Genomic DNA, 17,486 nt, shown 5'->3' on the forward strand with positions numbered 1-17,486 from the left:
CCGGGCTGCCCGCTAGTTCGCAGCCGCGGTGACCCGGCCGAGTTCGGCCGGGCCGGTGAGCAACTCGTGACGGGGCAGCACCCGCACGGTGTACCCGACCGGTCCCGAGACCGGAAGCTCGGTATCGGCGGTGAAGATCTCACCCGCCCCGGCCCCCGGATCCGCAGGGGACACCGCGACGTGGGTCATCGGCACGGCCACGACGTCGACGAGTTCGTCGTGCTCACTGACGCGGCCGATCACCGCCTGCACCTCGACGTCGGAGACGGCGAGGTCACCGAGACGCACCTGCGCCCGCAGGGTGAGCCGGTCACCGATCTCCGGGGTGTCCGGAAGTCCCGTCCCGTCCACCCGGGTGACCGCGACGCCGGGCCAACCGGAGTCCACTCGCCGGCGGAACTCCGCGAGCGCACGAGCGCCGGCGAAGTCGTCTTCGCGGATGCGCGCTGCCGACGCAGCCGCCGGCGTGTAGTAGCGGACGGCATAGTCGCGCACCATGCGGGACGCGAGGACCTTCGGCCCGAGCTTCTCCAGCGTGTGACGCACCATCTCCACCCAGTGCACCGGCAGCCCGGAGTCGTCCCGGTCGTAGAAGCGGGGAAGGACGGCACGCTCGAGCAACTCGTACATCGCCGACGCCTCGAGATCGTCCCGCCGGTGCTCGTCCACGACACCGTCCGCGGTCGGGATCGCCCAGCCGTTCTCGCCGTCGTACATCTCGTCCCACCAGCCGTCGCGGATGGACAGGTTGAGCCCACCGTTGAGGGCCGACTTCATCCCGGACGTGCCGCAGGCCTCGAGGGGCCGCAGCGGGTTGTTGAGCCACACATCGCAGCCCCAGTACAGGTAGCGGGCCATCGACATGTCGTAGTCGGGAAGGAACACGATCCGGTGCCGCACCTCGTGTTCGTCCGCGAATCGGACGATCTGCTGGATGAGGGCCTTGCCACCGTCGTCGGCGGGATGACTCTTGCCCGCGACCACGAGTTGCAGGGGACGCTGCTCGTCGAGCAACAGGGCCCGCAGCCGGTCCGGGTCGCGGAGCATCAGCGTGAGCCGCTTGTACGTCGGTACCCGACGGGCGAATCCGATGGTGAGCACGTCCGGGTCGAACACCTCGTCGGTCCAACCGAGTTCGGCAGCGGTCGCCCCGCGTTCGATCCAGGACGCGCGGACCCGCCTACGGACCTCGTCGACGAGAACGCCCCGCAAGGCCGCCCGGGTGCGCCACAGTTCGGCCGCGGGCAGGTCCTGCAGGCGCTCCCACCCCCGCGCTTCCTCGACCAGTTCGGGGCCGACGAGGCGGCGGGCGAGCTCCATCCACTCCGGCGCGGCCCAGGTGGGTGCGTGCACCCCGTTGGTGATGGACCCGATCGGCACCTCGTCGGCGTCGAAGCCGGGCCACAGGTCGCGGAACATGTCGCGGCTCACGATGCCGTGCAGTCGGGACACCCCGTTCGCGCGCTGGCCGAGGCGCAACCCCATGTGCGCCATGTTGAACACGGCGGGATCCCCCTCGCTGCCGAGGCCGAGTATCCGGTCCACGGTGAGGCCGGGGAGCAGCACCGATTCGTTCTGTCCGTTGTCCCCGCCGAAGTAGTGCCGCACCAGATCGGCCGGGAACCTGTCGATGCCCGCGGGAACCGGGGTGTGGGTGGTGAACACCGTGCCGGCCCGCACGGCGGCGAGCGCCGCATCGAAGTCCAGGTCCGCACCGGTGACCCACTCGCGGATCCGCTCCACACCCAGGAAACCGGCATGGCCCTCGTTCATGTGGAAGACGTCCGGGTCGGGAAGCCCGTGCAGACGCGTGTACGCCCGCACCGCGCGCACCCCGCCGACACCGGCGAGGATCTCCTGTTTGATGCGGTGATCCTGGTCCCCGCCGTAGAGCCGATCGGTGACCTGCCGCATCTCGGTGTCGTTGTCCGCGATGTCGGAATCGAGGAGCAGCAGTGGAACCCGGCCCACCTGGGCGATCCACACCCGCGCGCGCAGCACCCGGCCACCGGGCATCGCGACGTGGATGAGGACCGGGACGTCGCGGCCCTCGGCGCCACTCTCGGTGAGCAGCCGCAACGGCATGCCCTGCGGATCGTGCGGCGGGTAGTGCTCGCTCTGCCATCCGTCGGCGGTCAGCGACTGCCGGAAGTAGCCGGCGCGGTACAGCAGCCCGACCCCGATGAGCGGGATCCCCAGATCCGAGGAGGCCTTGAGGTGATCGCCCGCGAGGATGCCGAGCCCACCGGAGTAGTTGGGCAGCACCTCGCTGACACCGAACTCCATCGAGAAATAGGCGACGCCGTTCCCGACGTCCACGCCGGTGCCGTCGTTCCTGCCGATCTGGTTCTGGTACCAGCGCGGGCGTGCCAGATAGTCGTCCAGATCCGCGGCGGCACGGTCGAGGGCCGCGAGGAAGTCCGCGTCGGCAGCCAGCTCGTCCAGGCGCGTCGGCGCGATCTCGCCGAGCATCCGGACCGGATCGGACCGAACGTCCGCCCACAGCTGTGGGTCGATCCGGGCGAACAGATCCTGGGTCGCGGTGTGCCACGACCAGCGTAGGTTGGTCGAGAGCGGGCCGAGGGCGGCCAGACGCTCGGGAAGGTGGGCGCGGACGGTGAACCGACGCAAGGCTTTCACCTCCGGAACGATAACGCAGAATGCGGCGGACCGCGGTGGGTCGGATCGCCTCGGCGGCGCCGTTCCCGCATTACCCGACGGTGCCACCGGGTGGCGGGTCCCGGCGCCTTCCCCGCGTGGCGGCTCCCGCTCGATTACGGTTGAATCCGGTGATTTCACTCGAGATGCAACGGTGACGGAACGGAGTCCAGCGTGACAGGTCGCCACGGCAGCCGACCCGGGCGCGGGGGCGCCGGACGGATCGGGATCGACGACGTCGAACCGGCGGTCGAATGCGGGCGGTATCCGGCGAAGGCCGTGGTCGGCGAGGTGTTCCCGGTCCGGGCCGTGGTGTGGCGCGAGGGCCACGACGCCGTGGCGGCGACGCTGGCCGTTCGGGCGCCGGGTGGAACGCGGACCTTGCGGGTGCCGATGACCCCGGCCGCGGCACTCGACACTTTCGACGCGACGTTCACACCCTCGTCGGAGGGCCTCTGGACGTTCCGTATCGAGGGCTGGGGGGACCCGATCACGACCTGGCGCCGGGCCGTCGAGGCCAAGATGGCGGTCGGGCAGGGGGTGGCGGAACTGGCGAACGACCTCGAGACCGGTGCGCGGCTGTTCGAGCGCGCGGCCGCGGGGGTCCCCCGCGCGGACCGGGCAGCCGTATCCGCTGTCGTGGCGTCCCTGCGCTCCGATCACGAGGTCGCCGCCCGGGTCGCCCCCGCGTTCGGCGCCGACGTCGTGGCGCTGCTGCGTGCCCATCCCCTCCGCGAACCGGTCACTCGTGGGGAACTGCACCGCGTTCTGGTCGACCGCCGACGCGCCCTGTTCGGCTCGTGGTACGAGTTCTTCCCGCGGTCCACCGGCGGCTGGAACGAGGACGGCACGGCACGGCACGGCACGTTCACCACCGCGGCGGCGGACCTCCCCCGGATCGCGTCGATGGGATTCGACGTGGTCTACCTGCCTCCCGTTCATCCGATCGGCGAGGTCAACCGCAAGGGCCCGAACAACTCTCTCGTCGCCGGTCCCGGCGACGTGGGCTCGCCGTGGGCGATCGGCTCGAAGGACGGCGGCCACGACGCCCTGCACCCACTCCTCGGAACACGAGCGGATTTCGAGGATTTCGTCTCGGCAGCGGATGCGCTCGGCCTCGAGGTCGCGCTCGACCTCGCGCTGCAGTGTGCTCCCGACCATCCGTGGGCGGATCGGCATCCCGAGTGGTTCACCGTGCTCCCCGACGGAACGATCGCCTACGCCGAGAACCCACCGAAGAAGTACCAGGACATCTATCCGGTGAACTTCGACCACGACCCGGCGGGAATCTACGCCGAGGTGCTTCGCGTGGTCCGGTACTGGGTGTCCCTGGGCGTGCGGATCTTCCGGGTGGACAACCCCCACACCAAGCCGCCGGACTTCTGGGAATGGCTGATCGGCGCGGTCAAGGACACCGATCCGGACGTGTTGTTCCTCGCCGAGGCCTTCACCCGCCCGGCGCGCCTGTACGGCCTCGCCAAACGTGGTTTCACCCAGTCCTACACCTACTTCACCTGGCGGACGGCGAAGTGGGAGCTCACCGAGTTCGGTACGGAGATCGCCGCCAAGGCGGACGAGGCCCGGCCCAACCTGTTCGTCAACACCCCGGACATCCTGCACGAGAGCCTCCAGGTCGGTGGTCCGGGCATGTTCGCGTTGCGGGCGGCACTCGCCGCCACCCTCTCCCCCACATGGGGCATGTACTCCGGATACGAACTGTACGAGCATGTTCCGGTTCGACCCGGCAGCGAGGAATACCTGGACTCGGAGAAGTACCAGCTACGCCCACGCGACTTCGCGGGTGCGGCCGCCAGAGGCGAGTCGCTGGAGCCCTGGATCACCGCCCTCAATCGCCTCCGCCGCGATCATCCTGCGCTGCAACAACTCCGGACGCTGCATTTCCACCATGTGGACAACGATGCGCTCCTGGCCTACTCGAAGTTCGACCCGGCTTCCGGGGACGCGGTGCTCGTCGTGGTCAACCTCGATCCGTTCGCCGCGGAGCAGGGCACACTGTGGATCGACATGCCCGCGATCGGGCGGGAGTGGCACGAGACGATGAGCGTCGTCGACGAAGTCTCCGGCGAGCGTTTCACCTGGGGCCAGGCCAATTACATCCGGCTCGAGCCATGGCGCGCGGTCGCTCACATCGTCACCCTGCCACCGATCCCCTACCCGGCCCGGATCACCCTGGCCCACCGCGGAGGTGCATAGTGCCCACCGACCCGATCGCACGGCCCACACCGGCCGATCTGGACCTGCTGGTGCGTGGTGAACACCGGGACCCGCACTCGGTGCTCGGCGCCCACCCCCACCCCGACGGCACCGCGATCCGCGCCCTGCGCCCGGACGCCGAGTCGGTGGCGGCCCGCATCGGCGACCGCGAGCACGCGCTCAGGCACGTCGCGGACGGCGTGTGGTCCACCCTCGTCCCCGTCCACGATCTGATCGACTACCGACTGGTCGTCACCTACCCGGGCGGGTACCGGATCACGACGGCCGACGGCTACCGCTTCCTACCCACGCTCGGCGAGCTGGATCTGCACCTGTTCGGCGAGGGCCGCCACGAGCGCCTGTGGGAGATCCTGGGCGCCCATCCGAGGCGGTACGAGACGCCGGACGGACCGGTGCCCGGGGTCTCCTTCGCTGTGTGGGCGCCCCACGCCCGCGGGGTGACGGTGACCGGGGACTTCGACGGATGGACCGCCCGAACCGCGCCGATGCGCATGCTGGGATCGAGCGGGGTGTGGGAGGTGTTCGTCCCCGGGCTCGCGGCCGGCGCCCTCTACAAGTTCCGCGTGCACGGCGCGGACGGCACCGTGCGCGACAAGGCCGATCCGATGGCGTTCGGCACCGAGGTCCCCCCGGCGACGGCGTCACGGGTGACGGTGAGCTCCTACGAATGGGGTGACGACGCCTGGTTGTCGCGGCGGTCCGCGAGCGAGCCGCTGCACGAGCCGATGAGCATCTACGAGGTGCACCTCGGGTCCTGGCGGCCCGGTCTCGACTACCGTGAGCTCGCCGAGCAACTCGCCACCTACGTCACCGACACCGGCTTCACGCACGTCGAACTGCTCCCCGTCGCCGAGCATCCATTCGGTGGCTCCTGGGGCTACCAGGTCACCTCGTACTACGCGCCCACCGCACGTTTCGGTTCGCCGGACGACTTCCGCGCGTTCGTCGACAGACTGCACCGTTCCGGGATCGGAGTGATCGTCGACTGGGTGCCCGCCCACTTCCCCAAGGACGAGTGGGCACTCGCCCGATTCGACGGCACTCCGCTCTACGAGCACGGCGACCCTCGTCGGGGCGAGCAACTCGACTGGGGCACCTACGTCTTCGACTTCGGCCGGTCACAGGTACGGAACTTCCTCGTCGCGAACGCGGCGTACTGGTTCGAGGACTTCCACGTCGACGGGCTCCGCGTCGATGCGGTCGCGTCGATGCTCTACCTGGACTACTCGCGCCCCGAGGGCGGCTGGGCGCCCAACGTCCACGGGGGCCGCGAGAACCTCGAGGCGGTGGCATTCCTGCAGGAGATGAACGCGACCGTGCACAAACTGCACCGCGGGATCGTCACGATCGCCGAGGAATCCACGGCGTGGCCGGGCGTCACGCGGGCCACCACGGTCGGCGGACTGGGCTTCACCATGAAGTGGAACATGGGCTGGATGCACGACACCCTGGGCTATCTCGCGCACGATCCGATACATCGCAGCTACCACCACCACGAGATCACGTTCTCGCTGATGTACGCCTGGAGCGAGAACTACCTGCTGCCGATCAGCCACGACGAGGTCGTCCACGGCAAGGGCACGCTCTGGACCCGGATGCCGGGAGACGACTACGCCAAGGCGAGCGGGGTACGCGCACTGCTCGCGTACATGTGGTCCCACCCCGGCAAGCAGCTGCTGTTCATGGGGCAGGAGTTCGGTCAGACGGCGGAGTGGTCCGAGGAGCGCGGCCTGGACTGGCACCAGCTCGACACCCCGGACTACCCGGAAGTGCTGCATCGCGGGATTCTCCGACTGGTCTCCGATCTCAACGCCGCATATCGCGCGCATCCGGCACTGTGGACGCTGGACACCTCCCCCGGCGGCTATTCGTGGGTCGACGCGAACGACACCGAGAACAACGTGCTGAGCTTCCTGCGGTACGGCACGGACGGTTCGATCGTGGCGTGCCTGTTCAACTTCTCCGGCTCCCACCACTCCGACTACCGGGTGGGGTTGCCGGAGCCGGGCACATGGCGTGAGATCCTCAACACCGATGCCGCGGAGTACGGCGGCTCGGGTGTGGGCAATCTCGGTGCGGTGATGGCGACGTCGCAACCGTGGCACGGGCGTCCGGCGTCGGCTCCGGTGGCGCTGCCTGCCAACGGGGCGATCTGGATGAGTCTGGAGCGTTGACGAATGGCAGGTCGGCAGTGGGCCGTCTCGTTCGGTGTACTGGCGGCCGTGGCATCCCTGGTGCTGTCCGGCTGTGCCCGCGAGATCGGCGGCGCGGCGACCTCGATCTACGACGACCCGTTCCGGGTGGCCGGGCTGGACGCGACGTCCGGGCCGAGTGGTGCGCGCACGGGGGTGCCCGACGCCCCGCTGTTCATCGAGGGTGGTGACGGGGGCGTGATCGACGTCGCCGCAGCCAACGCGATCAGCGATATCGAGGAGTACTGGTCCCGCTGGTACCCGGAGTTGTTCGGCTCGCCCTTCGAGCCGGTCTCCGGGTTGCTGTCCTGGGACCCGTTCGACACCGGCGGGGTCGCTTTCTGCGGAGGGAGCACCGAACGCCTGGTCAATGCCGGCTACTGCGTCGACGACGACACGATCGGCTGGGACCGCGCCGTGCTGATGCCCCAGGTCGCGGAACGGTTCGGGGTGGTGGCGATGGTGTTCGTCCTCGCCCACGAGTACGGGCACGCGATCCAGACCGCCGCGGGGACCGTCGGCCGCGAGCCGGCCGATCTCATCGTCCGCGAGCAACAGGCCGACTGCTATGCCGGAGCATTCATGCGGCACGTCGCGGAGGGCAATGCCCCACACTTCCGGCTGAACACCTCGGACGGCCTCAACAACGTGCTGGCGTCCGCGGTGGCGATCGGCGACACCGATCCGCACAACCCCGCCAATGTGCACGGCTCGGCGTTCGAGCGGGTCACGGCGACCCAGATCGGCTTCACCGACGGGCCGGCGCCGTGTGCCCGGATGGATGCGAAGGAGGTCGCCTCCCGACGCGCGGACCTGCCCCAGCGTTTCACCGACGCCGCGGACGACGGCGAGCTACCGATCACCGAGGCGTCGGTGCGTGCGTTCGTCGACTCGGTGGGGCAGGTACTCGCGCTCGACGAGGCACCCACGCTGAGCCTCGGCGGGGCCGACCTGGGGTGTCCGGACGCCCGCGCGACGGATCCGGTCTCGTACTGTCCTTCCACGAACACGATCGGCGTCGATGTGGCCGAACTCGCTCGCCGCGGCACACCGGAGGAGCCCACGCGACAGGAACTGTTCTCCGCCAACCTCACCGGCGACTACAACGGCTACGTGCTTCTCGTCTCGCGTTACACCCTGGCGCTGCAGCAGGCCAGGGGCGACGATCTGCGTTCCCCGCGGACCGCGCTACGCGCCGCGTGCCTGTCCGGCGTGGTGACGCGGGCACTGAGCCCGGACCACCCCGAACGCCTCGCCGCGGGATCGGTGTGGCTCTCGCCGGGCGACCTCGACGAGGCGGTCTCGGGCCTGCTCAGCGACGGGCTCGCCGCCAGCGACGTCGACGGCCGGACGGTACCGAGCGGCTTCTCCCGCGTGGACGCCTTTCGCACCGGCGTGCTCGGCGGGGAAGCCGTGTGCGAGGGCCGCTACAGCGGATAGCGTCGCCGCGGACACCGGGGTGTCGGTCAGGGTCGCGGGTACAGCACCTCGGGCTCAGTACAGGGCCGACGCGAGCTTGCGACGAGCCTGTACGACGACCGGCTCGGCCGGGTCGAACAGTTCGAACAGTTCGAGCAACCGGGTGCGCGCGCGGTCCTTGTCCTCCCCCGCGGTGCGGGCGATGACACCGATGAGCCGGGAGAACGCGGCCTCCGGCTCCTGTGCGTACAGCTCGGCGTCGGCGGCGAGGAACTGCGCGTCCACGTCGGTGCGGTCGGCGTCGGCCTTCGCGACGGCGTCGGGGCCGATGTCCTGGACCCGGGCCAGGAACCGGACCTGCCGCAGTGCGGCGGTGGCCTCCGGGTGAGAGGGCTCCGCGTCGAGAACGGCCTGATAGGCGGCCTCCGCCCCGGCGAGGTCACCCTCGTCGAGGGCTGCCTCCGCGGCGGACAGCCGCGGATCCTCCGGCTCCGGCTGCGGCTCCTCGCCACCTGCGGGTGGGCCGCTCAGCTTGCCCGCGGTGGCCTGCTCGATCGCGGCCAGCCACTGCCGGATCTGGGCCTCGGGCTGGGCACCCTGGAAGTCGGCGAGCGGCTGCCCACCCGCGATCGCGACCACGGTGGGCACCGACTGCACTCCGAACGCCTGCGCGATCCGCGGATTGGCGTCCACGTCGACCTTCGCCAGCACCCACGAACCGCCGGCCTCGCGGGCGAGCTTCTCGAGCGTCGGCGACAGCTGTTTGCACGGTTCGCACCAGGTCGCCCACAGGTCGACGACGACCGGAACCTGCGTCGACCGGCGCAGCACCTCGTCTTCGAAGGTGGCTTCCGTGACCTCGACGATCGGAGCGAGTCCTGTTCCGCCCGCATCGGTTCCGCCGCCGGCGGCGGGCGGGCTCGGGGGCGGTGCGGTCGCCCGCTCCTTGAGTCCCGAGAGGTCGACGGCACCGCTCATCGCGGCGGCAACGGCAGTGGAACGCGCTGACGGTCGTGCACCTGGTCGAGTCACGACTCCAGTTTGTCATGTCCGCGTCCGGCAGTCTCGGGCGAAGGTGCCATTCGACCGATCAGACCGGGCGAAGGCCACCTTGACCCTCGCAGCCGGGACACGGGAGCTGCGTCGAAAGGCGGGCGGCAGGGTCGGGGGGGTCGGGGGGGTAGGGGTCCGGGGGGTGGGTCAGACCCGGGCGGGCTCCGTGTCGACGCCCGCCTCGCGGGAGAGTTCCGCCAGGTGCCCCTTCTTGACCGCCCAGCGCTCGAAGACGATGGTGCCGAACGGCGGGATGCTGGACACGAGGGCCCAGAACGTCGTGGCCAGACTCCACTTCAGCGAGAACGCCGTGATCAGCGCGACGACGACGAACGGAATGAACCCGGCGACACCGTGGATCATGCCGGGTATCGCGACCGCCTCCTCGAATCCGAGGACCCACTTGAAGAACATCGCGACCAGCAGGGCGGCCCAGGTGACGGCCTCCCAGATCGCGACCAGGCGGAATCGTTTCGCGGGCGTGGACACGTCGAGGATCTTCGGCATGGTGTCCATTGTGCCGGAATATCTACGACGGCCTGTAGTGGGGTGGGCCACGGGCCTCACCCCACTACGGGCCGAGGTCGATCAGCTGGCGGGAACGCGGAGGATCAAGGCGTCACCCTGACCGCCACCGCCACACAGGGCCGCGGCGCCGACTCCACCGCCACGCCGCTTCAGCTCGAGCGCCAGATGCAGGGCGATACGGGCTCCGGACATGCCGAGCGGGTGGCCGAGTGCGATCGCGCCGCCGTTGACGTTGACCTTCTCCGGATCGATGCCGAGTGCACGGGTCGAAGCGATGCCGACCGCGGCGAACGCCTCGTTGATCTCGACCAGGTCGAGGTCCTTCGGCTCGATTCCCTCACGCTCGCAGGCCTTCGCGATCGCGTTGGCCGGCTGCAGTTGCAGCGACGAGTCCGGCCCGGCGACGACGCCGTGCCTGCCGATCTCGGCGATCCAGTCCAGTCCGAGTTCCTCGGCCTTCGCCTTGCTCATCACGACGACCGCCGCGGCGCCGTCGGAGATCTGCGAAGCGCTGCCTGCCGTGACGGTGCCGTCCTTGCTGAACGCCGGCCGCAGCTTGGCCAGGCTCTCGGCGGTGGTGTCGGCACGAATCCCCTCGTCCTCGGCGAACACGACCGGGTCTCCCTTGCGCTGCGGGATGGACACGGGCACGACCTCGTCCTCGAACAGCCCGTCCTTCCAGGCGCGCGCCGCCTTCTGATGCGAGGCCGCGGCGAACGCGTCCTGCTCCTCCCGCGTGATCGGGGCCGACTCCGACTGGTTGCGCTGCTCGGTCAGCAGGCCCATCGCCTGGTCGGTGAAGACGTCGTGCAGTCCGTCGTACGCCATGTGGTCGGCGAGGGTCACGTCGCCGTACTTGAAGCCCTCCCGGCTCTTCTCGAGCATGTGCGGTGCCCGCGTCATCGACTCCTGCCCGCCGGCGACGACGACGTCGAATTCTCCGGCACGGATCAACTGGTCGGCCAGGGCGATGGCGTCGACACCGGACAGACACACCTTGTTGACGGTCAACGCGGGCACGTCCATCGGAATCCCGGCCGCGACCGCCGCCTGGCGCGCGGGGATCTGCCCGGCACCCGCGGTGAGCACCTGGCCCATGATGACGTACTCGACCTGCTCCGGCGCCATACCGGCCTTGTCGAGCGCACCCTTGATCGCGACGCCCCCGAGATCGGATCCCGACAGGCCCTTCAGGGACCCGAGGAGCCGGCCCATGGGGGTACGGGCTCCGGCGACGATGACAGAACTGGTCACAGCTTCCTCCGCTGACGAAGTGAGATTGGTCACGGAGTCGCGCTCGGGGCGACGTGAGCCACATCCCGATGGGAACTCCACGAGAGTTAACGCTACCTTCGAAGGTATGACACAGTCCTCCCCCGTCCGTGCACAGACTCTCGTGAACCCCGACCTGATCGTCGGGGTCGACCACGTCGGTATCGCGGTGCCCGACCTCGACGCCGCGATCGCCTGGTACTCCGAACACCTCGGAATGGTGTCCACGCACGAAGAGGTCAACGAGGAGCAGGGCGTCCGGGAGGCGATGCTCGGTGTCGTCGGCGCCCCGGCCGACGCGGCTGCCATCCAGTTGCTGGCACCCCTGAACGAGCAGTCCACCATCGCCAAGTTCCTGGATCGCAGCGGCCCCGGCCTGCAGCAGCTCGCCTACCGGGTGAGTGACATCGACGCGGTGTCGGAACAGTTGCGCGCAGCCGGGGTGCGACTGCTGTACGACGCACCCCGCCGCGGCACCGCCGATTCACGGATCAACTTCATTCATCCGAAGGACGCCGGGGGCGTCCTGATCGAGCTGGTCGAGCCGGCCGCGTCCCACTAGACGATGCAGGTCCGGACCGGGATCCGGAACGACAACTCCGGCTGCTCACAGGTAGATTGGCGGCCATGGTGAACGAGCCGGGCCGCGCCCCTACTTCTCTCCCCTTCGCCGTCGTGCGCAAGGGCTACGACCGCGACGAGGTGCACAACTACTTCGAGCGGTTCGACGCGGAACTGCGCGTCACGGCGGCGGACCGTGACGCGGCGGCAGCACAGGCGCGTGATCTCGCCCAGCAGCTCGAGGAAGCACGGAGCGAGATCGACGATCTCCGCAAGGACGTCGACCGCCTGTCGGTCCCCCCGACCACCGCGGAGGGCATGAGCGACCGCATCTCCCGGATGCTCCGTCTCGCCTCCGACGAGGCATCCGAGGTGCGCGCCGAAGCCGAGGCCGAGGCTGCGGAGATGGTCTCGGTCGCCGAACAGCAGGCGGCGCAACTGCGTGGGCAGTACGAGTCCCTGCTCGCCGAACTCGAGGACAAGCGCAGCGCGCTCGAGATCGAGCACGACCAGACCATGGCGAAGGCTCGCACCGAGGCCGCGCGCATCGTCGAAGCCGCCCAGTCCGAGCGTGACCGCCTCGCCGCCGAGGCGGACGCGAAGCGGGGGCAGATCCAGGAGGACTTCGACCTCGCGATGTCCGAGCGGCGCCAGAAGACGCTGGCCGCGGTCAACGAGCTCGAGGCGTCCAGCAAGGCCGAGGCGCGGCGCCGGCTCGACGACGCGACACACGAAGCGCAGCGCAGGCTCCAGGCCGCGACAGATCAGTCCGAGCGGAAGATCGCCCACGCGAAGGAACTGGCCGAGGAGCTGCGAGTACTCCGCGGCCGTATCCTGGCCCAGCTGTTGGGCATCCGCGGACAGCTGGATTCGGTGCCCGCGATGCTCGCGTCGGTGAACCGGGAGAGCGAACTACTGGACGCGCCCACGGAACCGCCCGTGGCAGCCACCTCGAAGGACGCGGAACAGTCGGCGGACGACACCGTCGAGCCGGAGGCCGACACCGCGGAGGACGACGCACGGACCGAGGCCGACGACGCGGCGACCGGTGCGGACGACCGGGCCGAGAGCCGGGACGAGGAAGCCGATCCGTCGGACGACACCGTGACGATCGAGCGCACCAACGGTCATACACCCGCGAAGACGCACTGACGACGAGTCAGGACCATTTCCTGGTCAGGCCCCGGGTACGGCGCCCCGACCAGCACCCGGTGTGCCAGTGTCGACGCTCGTCGGCACCGGCGCCCTCGGACGGCCACGCCACCAGGTGCGCGACACCGGGCCGGATGTCGTGGTCGCACCCGGGGCAGCGGTAGGTCTTCGTCGCGCGTGCCCCCGGCACGCTCCTGACGGTGTACATCTCGTCGCCTGCACCCGCGGGTCCGGGCTCGCGGCGCTCGAGCGCGCCGCCGAACCGGATGCCCGGGACCTCGCCGCCCGCAGCCTCGTCACGAGAGTTGTCGTAGCGGGGATTCAGGCCGGAGGGGCGCCCCCTCCGGCCGCGCTGGGGCGAGTTCCGGCGTGGCACCCTTCCAGGATAGTGGCGGGCGAAGGGCCCGCTGCCTCCCACCACCGCCCTGACCGCCCGGCGTGTCCATCGTGTGAACCCTGGGTAAGGACCGCTCGCCACACCTGGACACTTGTCCAATTCGAGGCCTAGCGTCATTCCAGCGACTCCGAATGATCGACGCCGGACGGGTTCGGCGCGGGCAGATCTCGGACCCGCCGCGGAGCGTTCCGCACGGGCACGACCGTCGGCGTTTCTCCCACCACCCACTCGACGAAAGGACACTCATGACGAATCCGATCACTCGTCGCCGGATGCTGCAGGGGGCAATCGCCGCAGGCACCACGGCGGTGACCGTCGGCCCGGTCGCCTCGGCGAGCACCGCGGACACGCCCCCCGCGGCCGGTTCCGACGCGATCGCGGACGCCATCGTGATCGGCGCGGGCATGTCCGGTCTCGCCGCCGCAGACGACTTGATCCGTGCCGGCAAGCGCGTCGTCGTTCTCGAAGCCCGTGGTCGCGCCGGTGGCCGAGTACACAACGTCGTCACAGCCGGTGGCCGGACGATCGACGGCGGTGCCGAGTTCGTCGGTCCGACCCAGAATGCAATGCGAGACCTGGCCCACAGATTCGATGTGGTCGCGCACCCTACCTACAACGAGGGACACAGCGTCTTCTGGGCGAACGGGCAGCGGGCCCTGTTCCCGGCCGAGCTTCTCCCCCTGGACTATTCACTGCCGGAGGTCGCCCGGGCCATGGCCGAGATCGACCTGTTGTGCGCGCGGTTCCCGGTCGGAGAACCCTGGCGTCATCCCCAGGCGGAGTACCTCGACGGCATCACCTTCGAACAATGGGTGAACGAGCGGGTCTCCTCGCCGAACGCGAGAATGCTACTGGGCCTGAGCTGTTCGGCGGTGCTGTCGGTACGGCCACACGAGGTGTCGGCTCTCTACATGATGAACTACTTCGCAGCCGCAGGAGACGAGAACCATCCCGGCAGCTTCGCCAGGCTGCTCATGGTCGACGGCGGAGCGCAGCAGGAGTTCTTCGACGGCGGAGCGGCACTGATCCCCCTGCGATGGGCTCGAACGATGAGTGCGGCAATCGTCTACGACGCGCCCGTACGCTCCATCGCGCAGGACGCCACGTCTGTTCGGGTCACCACCGACACCGGAACGTTCACCGCCCGATCGGTGATCGTCGCGATGTCGCCGGCCGTCAGCTCCGCGATCGACTACTCCCCGGCGCTCCCTCCTGCCCGAGACCTCCTGAGCAGTGGGTACACCATGGGGTCGATCGCGAAATTCGTCGCGGCATACGAGCGGCCGTGGTGGCGAGAGAAGGGCTTGTCAGGTCAGACCATCGGTGACGGAAAGCCCGTCGACGTCACCTACGAGAGCTACGGCGAGGGACACAGCCTCCTCATGGGGTTCATCTCCGCCGACGAGATGCGGCGCCTCGATTCGGCTTCCGACGAGCAGTTCGTCGAGGAGTGCACCCGCTCGTTCGTCGACTACTTCGGCCCGGAGGCACGAGACGAGATGATCGACCACGGCTTCATGAAGTGGGACGCCGAGCAGTGGTCGCGGGGTGGGCCGGTCGCGGTGGCCGCGCCGGGGATCCTGACCTCCGTGGGAGCGGCGCTACGTGAGCCGGTGGGCCTCATCCACTGGGCCGGCACCGAGACGGCGGACTTCTGGACCGGGTACATGGAGGGCGCCGTGCGCTCCGGGAGACGCGCAGCAGCCGAAGTGCTCAGCCGCCCGTCCTGATCGCGTCAGAACAGCCGGAACTCGGCGGAATCCGTCCCGCGGAGTGCGTCGTAGTCGAGCGTGAGACAGCGGATGCCCCGGTCCTCGGCGAGAGTCCGGGCCTGGGGCTTGATCTGCTGCGCGGCGAAGACTCCGCGTACCGGCGCGAGCAGCGGGTCCCGGTTGAGCAGTTCGAGATAGCGGGTGAGTTGTTCGACCCCGTCGATCTCACCACGCCGCTTGATCTCGACCGCCACCGAGCCACCCGTCGAGTCCCGGCACATGAGGTCGACCGGCCCGATCGCCGTGGGGAACTCGCGGCGCACCAGCGTCCACCCCTCCCCGAGGGTGGTGACGTGCTCGGCCAGCAGCTCCTGCAGGTGCGCCTCCACGCCGTCCTTGATCAGGCCGGGATCCACACCGAGATCCCGCGTGTGCTCGTGCACGATCTGTTCGATCGTGATGATGAGCTTCTCGCCCGCCTTGTTCTCCACCGTCCAGGTTCCCGGCTCCTCGGTGAGCCAGCAGGGCGGCGACATCCAGTTGAGCGGCTTGTACGACCCGCCGTCCGAGTGGACCAGGACCGATCCGTCCGACTTGACCATCAGCAATCGTTCGGCCATCGGGAGATGAGCGGTGAGCCGACCGGCGTAGTCGACCTGGCAACGAGCAATCACGAGGCGCACGGTAGCCACCCTAGGGGATCGCGCCGACTACTCTTCAAGGACCATGAAGCTTCCACGCCGATCTGCCGCCCCGATGGGGTCGTGGCTTCTGGGCACTCCCGACGAGGGCATCCGTGTCCAGCGGATCCGTGTGCAGTCGCTGTTGACGGTGCCGCTGGTGGTGACGAACCTGCTCGGCATACTCATCGTGATCCTCCTGATCAGTGTCGTCGTTCCCGGGCCTTCCGTCCTGCGTAGCGAGTTCGCACTGTTGAACTTCGTGGTCGTGCCCGTCTATGTCGTCTTCGCGCTGTTCGTCGGCGTGACCTGGGGTACCCGGCGGCTGGTCGCGGATCTTCGGTGGGCGACCGAGGGGCGCACCCCCACCGAAGCCGATCGCAAGGCTGCATTCCGAGCCCCCGGCCGGCTCACCCGCATGCAATCGACGCTGTGGGCGCTGGGCGTGCTGATCCTCACCCCGCTGTACGGACTCGTCGACATCGACGTGGTACCCAAGGTCGCGTTCACGATCGCGTTCGCGGGTGCCACCGCCTGTTCCTTCTGCTATCTGTTCAGCGAATTCGCACTGCGCCCGGTTGCCGCACGAGCCCTCGAAGTGGGTGGGCATCGCAAACTCCGCACCATCGGGCTCACCGGACGCACCGTCTTCGCGTGGCTGCTCGGCACCGGCATGCCCGTCGTGGGGCTTATGACGATCGCGATCTTCTCCTTCATCCGCGAGACCAGCGCCACCAGCCTGGCCGTGTCGATCCTGGCGATCGGGGGCGCGAGCCTGTGCTTCGGACTGCTCCTCATCCTCGTGAGTGTGCGTGCGACCGCGGCACCGATCCGGTCGGTCCAGCAGGGCATGGCGCGGGTCGCGGAGGGCGATCTCGCCGCCTCCGTGGTGGTCTACGACGGCACCGAACTCGGCGCGCTGCAGAGCGGGTTCAACCGGATGGCCGAGGGCCTGCGCGAGCGCGAGCAGATCCGAGATCTCTTCGGCCGCCATGTCGGTCGGGACGTGGCCACGAATGCCCTGGCTCGCAATCCCGAACTCGGCGGAGAGGAGTGCGACGCCGCAGTCCTGTTCGTGGACATCATCGGATCGACCGGCCTCACGGCACAGCGCTCACCCAGCGACGTGGTCGTACTGCTCAACCGCTTCTTCAGCGTCGTGGTCGAGGAAGTCGACCGGCGGGGCGGATTCGTCAACAAGTTCGAGGGTGACGGCGCTCTGGCCATCTTCGGCGCACCCGTCACGGTCGACGATGCCGCCGGGCACGCACTGGCCGCCGCCCGGGCGATCCGGGAGCGCCTGGCCGTCGACGTTCCCGAGTGCGAGGCCGGTATCGGCGTCGCAGCGGGCCGGGTGGTCGCCGGAAACGTCGGCGCGAACGAGCGTTTCGAGTACACCGTGATCGGAGATCCGGTGAACGAGGCGGCACGCCTGTCCGAACTCGCCAAGTCCGAGTCCGGCCACCTGGTGGCATCGGGCCGGGCACTCGACGCCGCGGGGCCGGACGAGCGACAACACTGGACGACAACCGGGGAGACCACGCTGCGCGGCCGCACCGAACCCACGCTCGTCGCGGTACCGAGATGAGGAGTATGCCGCAGCGGTGAGAACGGCGAAGCCGGTGGA

Annotated in this window: 13 protein-coding genes; 7 read left to right on the forward strand and 6 right to left on the reverse strand. The window is 69.3% G+C overall.

Going from position 1 to position 17,486, the window contains the following annotated elements; translation table 11 throughout:
* Positions 1–12: 12 nt before the first annotated feature.
* The gene (glgP, locus tag G4H71_RS02380; protein WP_072739181.1) at positions 13–2,640 is read right to left on the reverse strand and encodes an alpha-glucan family phosphorylase; all 2,628 of its coding nucleotides are present in this window, start codon (positions 2,638–2,640) and stop codon (positions 13–15) included.
* A gap of 192 nt (positions 2,641–2,832) precedes the next feature.
* On the opposite strand from glgP, the gene G4H71_RS02385 reads away from it, so the two are divergent.
* Genes G4H71_RS02385 through G4H71_RS02395 form a run of 3 tightly spaced genes read left to right on the forward strand, consistent with a single transcriptional unit; the run spans position 2,833 to position 8,525 of the window.
* A complete protein-coding gene (locus G4H71_RS02385) occupies positions 2,833–4,872 on the forward strand; it encodes a maltotransferase domain-containing protein (RefSeq protein ID WP_072739180.1) in 2,040 nt (679 codons plus the stop codon).
* Positions 4,788–7,067, forward strand: a complete 2,280-nt coding sequence (gene glgB, locus G4H71_RS02390; RefSeq protein WP_083342894.1) for a 1,4-alpha-glucan branching protein GlgB — start codon at positions 4,788–4,790, stop codon at positions 7,065–7,067. Before G4H71_RS02385 ends, glgB begins: the two co-directional genes overlap by 85 nt.
* A gap of 3 nt (positions 7,068–7,070) precedes the next feature.
* The gene (locus G4H71_RS02395; RefSeq protein ID WP_072739178.1) at positions 7,071–8,525 is read left to right on the forward strand and encodes a neutral zinc metallopeptidase; all 1,455 of its coding nucleotides are present in this window, start codon (positions 7,071–7,073) and stop codon (positions 8,523–8,525) included.
* A gap of 54 nt (positions 8,526–8,579) precedes the next feature.
* Here G4H71_RS02395 and G4H71_RS02400 read toward each other — a convergent pair whose 3' ends face one another.
* From G4H71_RS02400 to G4H71_RS02410, 3 genes are all read right to left on the reverse strand, one after another.
* A complete protein-coding gene (locus G4H71_RS02400; protein ID WP_072739177.1) occupies positions 8,580–9,482 on the reverse strand; it encodes a tetratricopeptide repeat protein in 903 nt (300 codons plus the stop codon).
* A gap of 222 nt (positions 9,483–9,704) precedes the next feature.
* The gene (locus G4H71_RS02405) at positions 9,705–10,064 is read right to left on the reverse strand and encodes a DUF3817 domain-containing protein (RefSeq protein WP_072739309.1); all 360 of its coding nucleotides are present in this window, start codon (positions 10,062–10,064) and stop codon (positions 9,705–9,707) included.
* A gap of 81 nt (positions 10,065–10,145) precedes the next feature.
* Positions 10,146–11,339 (reverse strand): acetyl-CoA C-acetyltransferase, encoded by a 1,194-nt coding sequence (locus tag G4H71_RS02410; RefSeq protein WP_072739175.1) that lies wholly within the window; start codon positions 11,337–11,339, stop codon positions 10,146–10,148.
* Between the two features lie 106 nt (positions 11,340–11,445).
* Here G4H71_RS02410 and mce point away from each other — a divergent pair, with 106 nt between their 5' ends.
* Both mce and G4H71_RS02420 read left to right on the forward strand, forming a co-directional pair.
* A complete protein-coding gene (gene mce / locus G4H71_RS02415) occupies positions 11,446–11,919 on the forward strand; it encodes a methylmalonyl-CoA epimerase (protein WP_072739174.1) in 474 nt (157 codons plus the stop codon).
* A 65-nt stretch (positions 11,920–11,984) separates the two neighbouring features.
* Positions 11,985–13,070 (forward strand): coiled-coil domain-containing protein, encoded by a 1,086-nt coding sequence (locus tag G4H71_RS02420; protein ID WP_072739172.1) that lies wholly within the window; start codon positions 11,985–11,987, stop codon positions 13,068–13,070.
* 7 nt (positions 13,071–13,077) lie between these two features.
* Here the strand turns inward: G4H71_RS02420 and G4H71_RS02425 are convergent, their stop codons facing one another.
* Positions 13,078–13,446, reverse strand: a complete 369-nt coding sequence (locus G4H71_RS02425) for an Rv1322 family protein (RefSeq protein ID WP_072739171.1) — start codon at positions 13,444–13,446, stop codon at positions 13,078–13,080.
* 266 nt (positions 13,447–13,712) lie between these two features.
* On the opposite strand from G4H71_RS02425, the gene G4H71_RS02430 reads away from it, so the two are divergent.
* Positions 13,713–15,197 carry a flavin monoamine oxidase family protein gene (locus G4H71_RS02430; RefSeq protein ID WP_072739308.1) on the forward strand — a complete coding sequence of 495 codons (1,485 nt, stop codon included), beginning with the start codon at positions 13,713–13,715 and terminating at the stop codon, positions 15,195–15,197.
* Positions 15,198–15,202: 5 nt separating this feature from the next.
* On the opposite strand, the gene nucS is transcribed toward G4H71_RS02430, so the two are convergent.
* Positions 15,203–15,862, reverse strand: a complete 660-nt coding sequence (nucS, locus tag G4H71_RS02435) for an endonuclease NucS (RefSeq protein WP_072739169.1) — start codon at positions 15,860–15,862, stop codon at positions 15,203–15,205.
* 43 nt (positions 15,863–15,905) lie between these two features.
* Here nucS and G4H71_RS02440 point away from each other — a divergent pair, with 43 nt between their 5' ends.
* On the forward strand, positions 15,906–17,447 hold the full coding sequence (locus G4H71_RS02440) for an adenylate/guanylate cyclase domain-containing protein (protein WP_072739168.1): 1,542 nt from the start codon (positions 15,906–15,908) through the stop codon (positions 17,445–17,447).
* Positions 17,448–17,486: the final 39 nt, after the last annotated feature.

It is taken from the genome of Rhodococcus triatomae (genome assembly GCF_014217785.1).
Classification (GTDB): domain Bacteria; phylum Actinomycetota; class Actinomycetes; order Mycobacteriales; family Mycobacteriaceae; genus Rhodococcus_F; species Rhodococcus_F triatomae.

What these genes read in the sequence shown, in the direction of transcription:
- mce (WP_072739174.1), top strand. Translation starts at nt 11,446, where the DNA reads ATGACACAGTCCTCCCCCGTCCGTGCACAGACTCTCGTGAACCCCGAC.
- G4H71_RS02395 (WP_072739178.1), top strand. Translation starts at nt 7,071, where the DNA reads ATGGCAGGTCGGCAGTGGGCCGTCTCGTTCGGTGTACTGGCGGCCGTG.
- G4H71_RS02405 (WP_072739309.1), bottom strand. Translation starts at nt 10,064, where the DNA reads ATGCCGAAGATCCTCGACGTGTCCACGCCCGCGAAACGATTCCGCCTG.
- G4H71_RS02440 (WP_072739168.1), top strand. Translation starts at nt 15,906, where the DNA reads ATGAAGCTTCCACGCCGATCTGCCGCCCCGATGGGGTCGTGGCTTCTG.
- G4H71_RS02420 (WP_072739172.1), top strand. Translation starts at nt 11,985, where the DNA reads ATGGTGAACGAGCCGGGCCGCGCCCCTACTTCTCTCCCCTTCGCCGTC.
- G4H71_RS02400 (WP_072739177.1), bottom strand. Translation starts at nt 9,482, where the DNA reads ATGAGCGGTGCCGTCGACCTCTCGGGACTCAAGGAGCGGGCGACCGCA.
- glgB (WP_083342894.1), top strand. Translation starts at nt 4,788, where the DNA reads ATGGCGCGCGGTCGCTCACATCGTCACCCTGCCACCGATCCCCTACCC.
- G4H71_RS02430 (WP_072739308.1), top strand. Translation starts at nt 13,713, where the DNA reads ATGACGAATCCGATCACTCGTCGCCGGATGCTGCAGGGGGCAATCGCC.